The sequence below is a fragment of the Lelliottia sp. EB106-05-01-XG201 genome (assembly GCF_058791735.1).
Genome location: NZ_JBYTDV010000001.1, coordinates 3,310,215 through 3,322,478, shown reverse-complemented (window position 1 = coordinate 3,322,478; position 12,264 = coordinate 3,310,215). Strand labels below are relative to the sequence as shown.

At 55.8% G+C, this 12,264-nt stretch carries 12 protein-coding genes; 1 reads left to right on the top strand and 11 read right to left on the bottom strand.

Annotated elements, in window-relative coordinates; genetic code table 11:
* Nucleotides 1-52: 52 nt before the first annotated feature.
* Nucleotides 53-535: a zinc ribbon-containing protein gene (locus tag AC3WS9_RS15640; protein WP_095281227.1), complete on the top strand. Its 483-nt coding sequence runs from the start codon at nt 53-55 to the stop codon at nt 533-535.
* A gap of 96 nt (nt 536-631) precedes the next feature.
* Here the strand turns inward: AC3WS9_RS15640 and AC3WS9_RS15635 are convergent, their stop codons facing one another.
* The 11 genes from AC3WS9_RS15635 to miaB all read right to left on the bottom strand — a co-directional run bounded on the left by AC3WS9_RS15635 (nt 632) and on the right by miaB (nt 12,148).
* Entirely contained in the window at nt 632-1,594 is a 963-nt protein-coding gene (locus AC3WS9_RS15635; RefSeq protein WP_492486735.1) for an IS110 family RNA-guided transposase, read from the bottom strand.
* A 248-nt stretch (nt 1,595-1,842) separates the two neighbouring features.
* Entirely contained in the window at nt 1,843-2,778 is a 936-nt protein-coding gene (gene rihA / locus AC3WS9_RS15630; protein ID WP_492489204.1) for a pyrimidine-specific ribonucleoside hydrolase RihA, read from the bottom strand.
* 121 nt (nt 2,779-2,899) lie between these two features.
* Nucleotides 2,900-3,625: an amino acid ABC transporter ATP-binding protein gene (locus AC3WS9_RS15625; protein WP_324723921.1), complete on the bottom strand. Its 726-nt coding sequence runs from the start codon at nt 3,623-3,625 to the stop codon at nt 2,900-2,902.
* The gene (gene gltK, locus AC3WS9_RS15620; RefSeq protein ID WP_282493780.1) at nt 3,622-4,299 is read right to left on the bottom strand and encodes a glutamate/aspartate ABC transporter permease GltK; all 678 of its coding nucleotides are present in this window, start codon (nt 4,297-4,299) and stop codon (nt 3,622-3,624) included. Before gltK ends, AC3WS9_RS15625 begins: the two co-directional genes overlap by 4 nt.
* Nucleotides 4,299-5,039, bottom strand: coding sequence for an amino acid ABC transporter permease (locus AC3WS9_RS15615; protein WP_102104168.1), 741 nt, complete (start codon nt 5,037-5,039; stop codon nt 4,299-4,301). The genes gltK and AC3WS9_RS15615 overlap by 1 nt, the downstream gene beginning before the upstream one ends.
* A 157-nt stretch (nt 5,040-5,196) precedes the next feature.
* The gene (locus AC3WS9_RS15610; RefSeq protein WP_492489202.1) at nt 5,197-6,102 is read right to left on the bottom strand and encodes an amino acid ABC transporter substrate-binding protein; all 906 of its coding nucleotides are present in this window, start codon (nt 6,100-6,102) and stop codon (nt 5,197-5,199) included.
* Between the two features lie 452 nt (nt 6,103-6,554).
* On the bottom strand, nt 6,555-8,093 hold the full coding sequence (lnt, locus tag AC3WS9_RS15605; RefSeq protein ID WP_492489200.1) for an apolipoprotein N-acyltransferase: 1,539 nt from the start codon (nt 8,091-8,093) through the stop codon (nt 6,555-6,557).
* A gap of 5 nt (nt 8,094-8,098) precedes the next feature.
* Nucleotides 8,099-8,977 (bottom strand): CNNM family magnesium/cobalt transport protein CorC, encoded by an 879-nt coding sequence (gene corC, locus AC3WS9_RS15600; RefSeq protein ID WP_095281233.1) that lies wholly within the window; start codon nt 8,975-8,977, stop codon nt 8,099-8,101.
* 101 nt (nt 8,978-9,078) lie between these two features.
* Nucleotides 9,079-9,546 (bottom strand): rRNA maturation RNase YbeY, encoded by a 468-nt coding sequence (gene ybeY / locus AC3WS9_RS15595; protein WP_282493777.1) that lies wholly within the window; start codon nt 9,544-9,546, stop codon nt 9,079-9,081.
* Nucleotides 9,543-10,589: a PhoH family protein gene (locus tag AC3WS9_RS15590; protein ID WP_282493776.1), complete on the bottom strand. Its 1,047-nt coding sequence runs from the start codon at nt 10,587-10,589 to the stop codon at nt 9,543-9,545. Before AC3WS9_RS15590 ends, ybeY begins: the two co-directional genes overlap by 4 nt.
* 134 nt (nt 10,590-10,723) lie before the next feature.
* Nucleotides 10,724-12,148: a tRNA (N6-isopentenyl adenosine(37)-C2)-methylthiotransferase MiaB gene (gene miaB, locus AC3WS9_RS15585; protein ID WP_492489197.1), complete on the bottom strand. Its 1,425-nt coding sequence runs from the start codon at nt 12,146-12,148 to the stop codon at nt 10,724-10,726.
* Nucleotides 12,149-12,264: the final 116 nt, after the last annotated feature.

Here is a 12,264-nt window from a genome sequence, read left to right as displayed (position 1 = left end):
GGCAAAATAAGGTCTATTATTAGAATTAGTTACTGACCCGGGAGGCGAAAGGATGAACAAGGTTGCTCAATTTTACCGCGAACTGGTTGCCACACTCACGGAGCGCCTGCGTAACGGCGAACGTGATATTGATGCCCTGGTCGAGCAGGCGCGTGCGCGCGTCGTGCAAACGGGTGAGTTAACGCGGACCGAAGTAGAAGAGGTGACGCGGGCCGTACGCCGCGATCTGGAAGAGTTCGCGCGCAGCTATGAAGAGAGCCAGGACGAGGTCACCGACAGCGTGTTTATGCGGGTGATCAAAGAGAGTCTGTGGCAGGAGCTGGCGGATATCACCGACAAAACCCAGCTGGAGTGGCGCGAGGTGTTTCAGGATCTGAACCATCACGGCGTGTATCACAGCGGGGAGGTGGTCGGGCTGGGGAATCTGGTGTGTGAAAACTGTCATTTCCATCTGGCGGTGTACACGCCTGATGTTCTGCCGCGCTGCCCGAAGTGTGGGCACGATCAGTTCCAGAGACGGCCGTTTGAGCCGTGATTTTCCACCCTCACCCTAACCCTCTCCCTGAGGGAGAGGGGATCAGATCGGCGTGGTTTTCTCCCTCTCCCTGTGGGAGAGATACCGTCTTGTCGGTTATCCGGCAAGCGGTATTTCAGCATTAAATTCTCGTCCGGATTTCACCACGCCATAAGCCAGCTGGAGCAGTTTTCTCATCCCGGCACATACGCGTTCCTTCCCTGTTTTTCCTCTCGCTGCCAGCCTGTCCATCAGATTTTTAACCACCTCATTGCACCTTCCCGCCACCACTGCCGGCATATACAGCGCACTGCGCAGCTCTGCGTGACCTACTTTTGACAGCCTGCTCTTTCCTTTCCACATCCCCGACTCACAGCGCCGTGGATTCAGCCCGGCGTAAGCCACCAGTGCCTTACTGTCACTGAACCGTCTCAGATTACCCGCGAACGCCAGCAGGCTCACGCTCAGCATTTCACCGATCCCGGGGATGCTCTTCAGCAGTTCCCTGTCCCGCTTCAGGTCAGGGTTATCATCGATGTGCTGGCTGATTTTCTTTCGTGTTTCGTCAATCAGTTCATCCAGCATGGCGACGTGTTCATGCAGTGAGGGAACAATGACCTCGTCGGCTGCTTCAAGGCGGTTCATCTCCATCTGCCGCATCTCTTCCAGATTACGCAGGTGGCGTACCAGCGCCGTCAGCTGACGCTCACTCAGTGGTGCAGGATACCAGGGGGCGGGTTGATGCAGGGCGCAGTAGCGGGCTATCAGTGCCGCATCACTTTTGTCTGTTTTGTTGCGGGTCAGCTCCGTATTGCCAAACGCGTGTATGCGGGCAGGATTTTCGAGGCTGACACAGCAGCCGTTATCGGCCAGCAGGGTGGCAAGTTCAGTGCTGTAGCAGCCCGTCGCTTCCATGCAGACATGGCAGTCGCCAAAACGTGCCAGCCAACTGAGGAACTCGCGGCATCCGGCAGAGGTGTTGGGGAATTTTTTGGTTTTGTATTTCTGATTAGGCAGCAGGACGGCGACATCAAATTTGAGTTTGGCGATATCAACGCCGACAGGAATAAGCTCCATCATGGCACTCCGTAACCTTATGAATAATATCGCCGGACCATCCTTATATGTGGGTGCTCAGGGCACAGGATACCGTTCGGTCTTGAGGCGACAGGGAAACAGGTTACCGGGGCATAATCTCTCCCACGGGCTCAGTGGCACCAGGGCCGGGTGATGCTCACCGGTAACCTCCCGATGATCAGTCGGGGATCTTCTCCGCAGAAGCGGAGAAGATCAAGACATAAGGGCCGGGGTGAGGGCACCAGACCGCACTAGTTGTAAAACTTCAACCTTTCTGCGATTAAATCCACAAAACCTTCCCGGTCGATATCCACCATCAGCGTGGTATTCGGCGTATTGCCGGTCAGGGAGTAGTAATCCACGACCGTCATTCCCTGAGTGTATTTCCCCTGCGTCTCTACGCCGACCCAACGATCCACGGTGGTAAATATCTCCGGTTTCAACAGCCAGGCGATGGTGCAGGGATCGTGCAGCGGCGCGCCCTGGAAGCCCCATTTCTCGGTTTTATGATACTCCATAAAGAAGTCGAGCAGTTCGGCGACGGTGGTGGCGACGGGGTTGCCGATCCCGCGAAAACGCTCGATATCTTCTGCCATGATTTGCGCCCGATGGGTCACATCCAGACCGGCCATCACAATCGGGATGCCGGACTGGAAGACGATCTCTGCCGCTTCCGGGTCGACGAAGATGTTGAACTCCGCCGCTGGCGTCCAGTTGCCGAGCCCCATCGCGCCGCCCATGATCACAATCCGCGCGATTTTCGCGTGCAGTTCCGGGTGGCTGTTGAGCAGCAGCGCGACGTTGGTCTGCGGGCCTGTGGCGACCAGCGTCACCGGCTCGCGGCTTTCGCGCAGCACCTTCGCCATCAGTTCAACCGCCGTGCAGTTTTGCGGTGTAAAGCCAGGCTCAGGCAGCGCCGGGCCGTCGAGGCCGCTCTCGCCGTGAACGTTATCGGCGATAATCAGATCGCGCATCAGCGGCTTCACCGCGCCGCCTGCCACCGGGATATCCGCTCGTTTGAGCAGGGTCAGCATGCGTAACACGTTGCGCAGGGTTTTATCCGGCGTCTGGTTCCCGGCAGAAGAGGTGACCGCTTTGAGGTCGAGTTCCGGTGAGGCGAGGGCAAGGACCAGAGCGATAGCGTCGTCATGACCTGGATCGCAATCGAGAAGGATCGGCAGTGGCATAGGGAGCTCCATTTTTTGGCGTTATTTTGTGACAAGGTTAACGCCGCAAGATGAAGCAGACGAGAAGAAGAGGGCTAAAGCGTGAAGTGGTGCGCAATCCGAAGAGTGCGCACCCTTTTGATTAGTGCAGGATTTTGGCGAGGAAGTCTTTGGCGCGGTCGGACTGCGGGTTGGCGAAGAAATCTTCTTTCGGCGAATCTTCGACAATTTTCCCTTCATCCATAAAGATCACGCGGTTAGCCACTTTGCGGGCGAAGCCCATCTCGTGGGTCACCACCATCATGGTCATCCCTTCGTGCGCCAGTTCCACCATCACGTCCAGCACTTCGTTGATCATCTCTGGATCGAGCGCGGAAGTGGGTTCATCAAACAGCATGGCGATCGGGTCCATACAGAGCGCACGGGCAATCGCCACACGCTGCTGCTGACCACCGGAGAGCTGCGCCGGATACTTATCGGCATGGGCCGACAGGCCGACGCGCTCCAGCAGTTTTAGCCCCTTTTCGCGCGACGCTTTTTTGTCGCGTTTCAGCACTTTTACCTGTGCCAGCGTCAGGTTCTCGATAATCGACAGGTGAGGGAACAGCTCAAAATGCTGGAACACCATTCCGACGTGAGAACGCAGTTTTGCCAGATTGGTTTTTTTGTCGTTGACCCTGGTGCCATCGACGACGATCTCGCCTTGCTGCACGGGTTCGAGGCCGTTGACGGTTTTGATCAGCGTCGATTTACCGGAGCCGGAAGGGCCGCAGACGACAACCACTTCGCCTTTTTTCACTTCGGTGGAACAGTCGGTCAGCACCTGAAAGTGCCCATACCATTTAGAAACATTTTTCAGGGAAATCATGAGACCGTCCTTTTCTTCAGCCAGGTCACCAACAGCGACGCGCTTAAACTAATTGCAAAATAAACCGCACCTGCGAACAGGATCATCTCGACCTGCGTCCCGTCACGCTCGCCGATGGTGGAGGCGGTGCGGAAGAAGTCCGCGAGGCTCAGCACGTAAACCAGCGAGGTATCCTGGAAGAGCACGATGCCCTGGGTCAGCAGCAGCGGGACCATGGCGCGAAACGCCTGGGGTAAAATAATGAGCTTCATGGACTGCCAGTGGGTCATCCCCAGGGCCAGCGCCGCGCTCGATTGTCCGCGGGAGATGCTCTGAATACCCGCGCGGATAATTTCTGAATAGTACGCGGCCTCAAACATCGAGAAGGCGACCATGGCCGAGATCAGGCGGATATCGGTTTTCGGCGACAGCCCCAGCACGTTTTGCAGCAGGCCAGGAACGATCAGGTAAAACCACAGCAGCACCATCACCAGCGGAATCGAGCGGAAGACGTTGACGTAGGCCGTGGCGAACCAGGCGAGCGGTTTAAAGCTCGACAGGCGCATGACCGCGAGGATCGTCCCCCAGACAATACCAATGACGATAGCAATGGCGGTGATTTTTAAGGTGATGACCAGCCCGTCGAGGAGATAGGGCATGGCAGGAACAATGGAACTCCAGTCAAAATCGTACATTATTTGCCCCCCAGATTGCCCGGCAGGCGAGTTTTACGTTCAACCAGGTTCATCACCAGCATGATGAAAGCGTTAATCAGCACGTAGGCCACGGTAATGGCGGTGAAGGATTCCCACGCGTGGGCGGAGTAATCCAGCAGCTTGCCCGCCTGCGCGGCCATATCGACCAGACCGATGGTGGAGGCGATGGCCGAGTTTTTCACCAGGTTCATCATCTCGGAGGTCATCGGCGGGACGATCACGCGATAGGCGTTAGGCAGCAGCACGTAGCGATAGCTTTGCGGCAGCGTCAGGCCCATCGCCAGCGCGGCGTTTTTTTGCCCGCGCGGCAGCGACTGAATGGCGGCTCGCACCTGCTCGCACACGCGCGCAGCGGTAAACAGCCCAAGACAGAGCATCGACGAGACAAAGAACTGAATATTCGGGTCGAGTTCCGATTTAAACCACATGCCGAGATTTTCCGGCAGCAGTTCAGGAACCACCAGATACCAGGTAAAGAACTGCACGATGAGCGGAACATTGCGGAACAGTTCCACGTACAGCGTGCCGAGAGAAGAGAGAAAACGATTCGGGACGGTACGTAAAATACCGAACAGCGAACCGACCAGGAAGGCGATAATCCAGGCCGTTATCGATAACGCAACGGTGACCTGAAAGCCGCTCCACAGCCAGCCTAAATAGGTGGTGTTGCCGAACGGGGCTTGTTGCAGAAAAATGCCCCAGTTCCAGTCTATTGACATAATAAACTCCAGAAAAAAAAGGGTAGCAGCGCTACCCTCGAAGATTGGTGAGAAGCTCAATGTTCGCGCTGAGTGGGGAACGACCACTCAACGTATAGTCTGTCCGCGCTTCCCGACAATCGAGAGGGCAGGAGGTCCCGCCCCTTAATGGTTCTAATTAGTTCAGTGCTTTGTCGTTTGGTTCTTTGAACAGGGCTTTCATGTCGTCAGACAGTTCAAAGTTCATGTTGAGATTTTTTGGTGGAATCGGGTTCTTGAACCACTTATCGAACCATTTTTCCGCTTCGCCGGAGGTTTGGACTTTGGCGATGGTGTCATCGATCAGCTTTTTGAAGTCCGCGTCGTCTTTACGCAGCATACAGCCGTACGCTTCTTTCGACTGCGCCGTGCCGACGATTTCCCAGTTGTCCGGTTTCTTCGCCTTCGCACGTTCACCCGCCAGCAGCGCGTCATCCATCATGAATGCCACCGCACGGCCGCTTTCCAGGGTACGGAAGGAGTCACCGTGGTCTTTGGCGCTGATGATGCGCATATCCAGTTTCTTCTCGTCGTTCAGCTTATGCAGCAGCACTTCAGAAGTGGTACCGGAAGTGACAACGACCGCTTTGCCTTTCAGGTCTGCGAAGTCTTTAATCTCGCCGCCTTTTTTGGTCAGCAGACGCGTACCCACCACGAAGATGGTGTCGGAGAAGGCCGCTTGTTTCTGACGCTCGAGGTTGTTGGTGGTGGAACCACACTCAAAATCGAAGGTGCCGTTTTGCAGCAGGGGAATACGGTTTTGCGACGTAATTGGAATCAGCTTCACCTGCAGGTCAGGTTTGTTAAGCTTCTTCTTGACCGCTTCTACGATCGCGTTGGAGTAATCCTGAGAGTAGCCTACGACTTTTTGCGTGTTGTCGTAGTATGAGAACGGGACGGAAGATTCACGGTGGCCGACCACGATCACGCCATTTTTGGCAATCTTGTCGAGAGTGCTCCCGGCAGCCGGAGCGTCTTCAGCGTGAACGACGCCTGTGGACATCCCCATTACCAGCATTGCTGTGGCCAGTTTACGTAATTGCATACCCAACTCCTTTATTATCTGCGCCAATGACGCATTGATACCCATTGTGATGTTGTTATATCTCGCGCGATGCGAGTGCAGTGTTATGCAAGCTTGTTAACATTTAGTCTGGCTTAATGTAAAGATTTTGCTGCGTTATTGTTTATTTTTGCGAAGCGCGCCGCACCATTCAGAGGCAAAAATATCTGCCTGCACCGTTTCGGTGCTACCGATGAACTGCGGTGGTGCGACCAGGTTGCACGTTAAGCCAAACGACTGAATCTGTGATTTAACAAAGCAATAGGCGTGCCAGAAATGGAATTTGAGAGGGGATTTGCCGGGGGACGGGGATGGGTTTTGTAGGGCGGGTAAGCGCAGCGCCACCCGCCAGATATTCGCACGGAAAACAATTGCCGGGTGGCGGCGATGGGTTTTGTAGGGCGGGTAAGCGCAGCGCCACCCGCCAGAGAGGACTATTTACGACGCTGACGAAGGCTCATCAACACCGCGCCAAAACCAAACAGCGCGGTCAGGATCCACAGCGGCCAGTTGCCGGTGCGGGCATACGGCGTCAGACCGGTGGTTGGTGTGACTTTGGTGGTCAACACCGCGCGAGTGAACTGCGGGAGCATCGCCTGAATTTCGCCTTTCGGACCAATCACCGCCGTAATCCCGTTGTTGGTGCTGCGCAGCAGCGGACGCGCCAGCTCAAGCGAGCGCATGCGCGCCATCTGGAAGTGCTGCCACGGGCCAATCGACTTACCGAACCAGGCATCGTTGGAGATGGTCAGCAGATAATCCGTATCCGGACGGAAGTTATCGCGCACCTGCTCGCCGAGGATGATTTCGTAGCAGATCGCCGGCGTCAGCGCGAAACCGTGCGCATGAAGCTGCGGCTGAACGTATGAACCCCGGCTAAAGGACGACATCGGCAAGTCGAAGAACGGTGCCAGCGGGCGCAGAATCGATTCCAGCGGCACAAACTCACCAAATGGCACCAGGTGATTTTTGTTGTAGCGATTCGCCGATTCGTAGCTGTACGGGTTGTCTTTTCCGAGCGTGATAATGGTGTTGTAGGTGTCGTAACGGTTCTGCTTGTTCAGACGCGCATCGACAATCCCGGTGATCAGCGTGCTGTTTTTGGCGCGCAGGAGATCGTCCATCATGCTCAGGAAACGCTGCTGGTTAATCTCCAGATCCGGAATCGCAGACTCCGGCCAGATGATCAGGCTGGATTTGCCCATCTCTTTTTGCGTCGCATCAAGATAGATTTTCAGCGTATTAATCAGCTGGTTCTCATCCCATTTCAGCGACTGCGGGATATCCCCTTGCACCATCGATACCTGGGTGGCGCGTTCCGGCTCCAGCGTAAACCACTGGATAAAGCGCAGAGGGAAAGGAAGGGCGAAGAGGACAACGGCGGCGACCAGCGGTTTCCAGTTGCGGCTTACCAAAGCCAGCACCAGCAGGCCGCTCACCACCATCAGCAGGAAGTTGATTGCTTCCACGCCCATCACCGGGGCCAGCCCTTTCAGCGGGCCATCAATCTGGCTATAGCCGAACTGGAGCCACGGGAAACCGGTCAGCACCCAGCCGCGCAGGAATTCGGTAATCTGCCAGACCACGGGAGCGGCAATGGCGACGCGTAGCCAGTTTGTTTTCGGCCACAGGCGCGAGAGAATGCCCGCGAACAGACCCGTATACAGCGAGAGATACGCCGCCAGCAGCACGACCAGGAAGACGTTCACCGGGCCAGGCATCCCGCCAAACTGCGCGATGCTGACGTACACCCAGTTAATTCCGGAGCCAAACAGGCCCAGACCCCAGAAGTAGCCGATAGCTGCGGCCTGCACCGGGCGACGATTCAGCGTCAGCCCTTGCAGCCCCATCAGCGAGAGAAGGGCGGCAGGCCAGATGTCATAAGGAGAAAAAGCCAGCGTTCCGCTGGCTCCGAGCAACAGCGCCAGCAGCAAACGGACGCGCTGGCGTTCAAGTAATGGGGCAAATGCCATTTACATTAATCTTCCAGTTTTGGCACCGGGGAGTCGTCCGGCATTCTGACGTGAACCTGAATAATACGTCTGCTGTCGGCCATGGCGACCTTGAACTGGTAACCATCGATGTCAACGGACTCGCCGCGCGCCGGGAGATGGCCAAAGGCCTGCATCACCAGCCCACCAATGGTATCGACCTCTTCATCGCTGAAGTGGGTGCCAAAGGTCTCGTTGAACTCTTCAATGGAGGCCAGCGCGCGCACCGTCCAGGTGTGACGGCTCAGCTGACGGAATTCGATATCGTCTTCTTCGTCGTACTCATCTTCGATTTCACCGACGATCAGTTCGAGAATATCTTCGATGGTCACAAGGCCGGAAACACCGCCAAATTCATCGATAACAATCGCCATGTGGTAGCGCTGGGAGCGGAACTCTTTCAGCATGCGGTCAACGCGCTTGCTCTCCGGAACCACCACCGCCTGGCGTAACACTTTTTCCATGCTGAAAGCGTCGGCATCGCTGCGCATAAACGGCAGCAGATCTTTCGCCATCAAAATCCCTTCGATGTGATCTTTGTCCTCGCTAATCACCGGGAAACGCGAGTGGGCCGATTCGATGATCACATCGAGGCACTCGTCCAGAGTCTGGTTGCGTTTCAGGGTAATCATCTGCGAGCGGGGGATCATAATATCGCGGACGCGCTGGTCGGCGATGTCCATGACCCCTTCGAGCATTTCGCGTGTATCTTCGTCGATAAGATCGTTCTGCCCGGAATCACGAATCAGCTCCAGGAGTTCATCACGGTTTTTAGGTTCGCCGTGGAATAGCTGGCTCAGAATGAGGGAGAAAAATCCCTTCTTACTGGTTGTCGTGTCGCTACTGTGTGAATTGTCGTCGCTCATGGCGTTTGTTAAGGGTTCTCTTGTGAGTTTAACGCGCGCCGCCGCAGGAAAGATCCTTGTGCGGCGGCATGGTGGGTCAGTTGAGCAAGATGCTTAACTGACTATTCTTTCTCGGCAATGTACGGGTCCTCATAGCCCAGAGCAAGCATTATCTCTGTCTCGAGGGATTCCATCTCTTCTGCTTCTTCGTCTTCAATATGATCATAGCCAAGCAGATGCAGACTGCCGTGGATAACCATATGCGCCCAGTGGGCGTCGAGGGGCTTTTGCTGCTCTTTCGCTTCCTGTTCAACCACCTGGCGGCAGATGATCAGGTCGCCAAGCAGCGGCATTTCGATGCCCGGCGGCGCTTCGAATGGGAAAGAGAGCACGTTGGTCGGCTTATCTTTCCCGCGATAGGTCAGGTTCAGCTCGTGGCTTTCCGCTTCGTCGACCAGGCGAATCGTCACTTCTGACTCTTCCTGGAACTGCGGGATCACCGCATCCAGCCATGTTTGAAACTGACTTTCTTCCGGCAAACCGGAGTTGTCCTCACAGGCCAGCTGTAAATCGAGGATCACCTGACTCATTTGTGCTCTTGCTCCTGGGCTTCGCGTTTACGTTCCGCGGCCTGTTCTGCTTTACGTTTTTGTTCTGCTTCTTCCCATGCTTCATAGGCGTTAACGATGCGGGCAACCACCGGGTGGCGCACGACGTCTTCGCTGTTGAAGAAGTTGAAGCTGATTTCGTCCACTTCCGCCAGCACTTCGATGGCGTGACGCAGACCGGATTTGGTGCTGCGCGGCAGGTCGATCTGGGTGATATCCCCGGTGATGACCGCTTTCGAGTTAAAACCGATACGCGTCAGGAACATCTTCATCTGTTCGATGGTGGTGTTCTGGCTCTCATCAAGAATGATGAACGCGTCGTTTAACGTGCGCCCGCGCATGTAGGCCAGCGGAGCCACTTCGATGACGTTACGCTCGATCAGCTTTTCGACTTTCTCAAAGCCGAGCATTTCAAACAGGGCGTCATACAGCGGACGCAGATACGGGTCCACTTTCTGACTCAAATCGCCTGGCAGGAAGCCGAGCTTTTCACCGGCTTCGACCGCCGGGCGGGTCAGCAGGATACGACGAATATCCTGACGCTCCAGGGCATCGACCGCGGCGGCAACGGCCAGATAGGTTTTACCCGTACCCGCCGGGCCCACGCCGAAGGTGATGTCATGGTCGAGAATATTGGCGATGTACTGCGCCTGGTTTGGCGTACGCGGCTTGATCACGCCACGCTTGGTTTTGATATTAATAGCCTTGCCGTAGTCAGGCACGCTGTCGGCGCTCTGCTCCAGCACGCGCGCTTCTTTAATGGCGAGGTGAATATGTTCTGGTTCGATATCCTGAATTTCCCCGCGCATCGGGGCGGTATCGACATACAGGCTGCGCAGAATATCCGCAGCGGCGTTAACGCAGATGGCGCGTCCGGTGAGTTTGAAGTGATTATCGCGACGATTGATTTCGATACCCAGACGTCGCTCCAGTTGTTTGATGTTGTCATCAAACGGCCCGCACAGGCTCAGCAGGCGAGCGTTGTCTGCTGGCTCAAGGGTAAGTTCACGCGTTTCTGTATTCAAACTGTTCCTCTTAATATGAGTGTCGTCTTACAAGAAATTATTCACGCCACAGAATAAAGGCGCAAGCTTATGCTTGCATATTGGGGACGCAGAGGGGAAATACAAGGCCTGCCAGAGCGACAGGCCTGAAGGAATCAGGGCTGGTAAACACCGACACCCAGATCATTTTCTTTGCGAGTACGGGCAATCACGGACGCTGGCGTTTCGGCGACGCGCAGGCCCATTTCCGCTTCGGTACGCACCAGTTTTCCGCGCATGGAGTTGGTCAGCACTTCCTGAATCTCGATATCGACAAACTTACCGATCATGTCTGGCGTGCCTTCGAAGTTCACCACGCGGTTGTTTTCGGTACGCCCCGACAGCTGCATCAGGCTCTTACGCGACGTGCCTTCCACCAGAATACGCTGCGTAGTGCCGAGCATACGACGGCTCCAGGCGTTCACCTGCTGGTTGATGCGCTCCTGCAGAATATAGAGACGCTGCTTTTTCTCCTCTTCCGGCACATCGTCCACCATATCGGCGGCAGGCGTGCCCGGACGGGCAGAGAAGATAAAGCTAAAGCTGGTGTCGAAATTCACCTCGCCAATCAGCTTCATGGTGCGCGCGAAATCATCGGTGGTTTCGCCAGGGAAGCCGACGATAAAGTCGGAGCTGATCTGGATATCCGGACGCGCTTCACGCAGTTTGCGGATGATCGCTTTGTACTCCAGCACGGTGTGGGTGCGGCCCATCAGGTTCAGCACGCGGTCAGAGCCGCACTGGACCGGCAGGTGCAGGAAGCTCACCAGCTCTGGCGTGTCGCGATAGACATCGATGATGTCATCGGTAAATTCAATCGGATGGCTGGTGGTGAAGCGCACCCGGTCGATACCGTCGATAGCGGCCACCAGACGCAGCAGCTCGGCGAAAGTGCCGGTCGAGCCGTCGTAGTAGGCACCGCGCCATGCGTTAACGTTCTGACCGAGCAGGTTCACTTCACGCACGCCCTGAGCCGCCAGCTGGGCCACTTCGAACAGGATATCGTCGCACGGACGGCTGACCTCTTCCCCGCGCGTGTACGGCACGACGCAGTAAGTGCAGTATTTGTTGCAGCCTTCCATGATCGACACGTAAGCGCTTGGGCCGTCGGCGCGCGGCTCTGGCAGACGGTCAAATTTCTCGATTTCCGGGAAGCTGACGTCCACCACCGGGCTGCGATCGCCGCGAACGGAGTTGATCATCTCCGGCAGGCGGTGCAGGGTCTGCGGACCAAACACGATATCGACGTAATGGGCGCGCTGACGAATCAGCTTGCCCTCTTGCGAAGCTACGCAGCCGCCGACGCCGATAATCAGGTCCGGGTTTTTCTTTTTGAGGAGTTTCCAGCGACCTAACAGGTGGAAGACTTTTTCCTGCGCTTTTTCACGGATTGAGCAGGTGTTAAGCAGCAGCACATCGGCTTCTTCTGCCACTTCCGTCAGTTGATACCCGTGGGTGGCATTCAGCAGATCGGCCATCTTCGATGAATCGTATTCGTTCATCTGACAGCCCCAGGTTTTTATATGGAGTTTTTTAGTCATCGACTTGCTCAGGCTCAGGATTGCAAGCCGCGTATTGTAATGCTTTGGTGGGGTTGTGACCAGTATGAAGGTTGTCGGCCTCAAGGGCGAAAAAATCCGGTAAACTTAAGGGATTC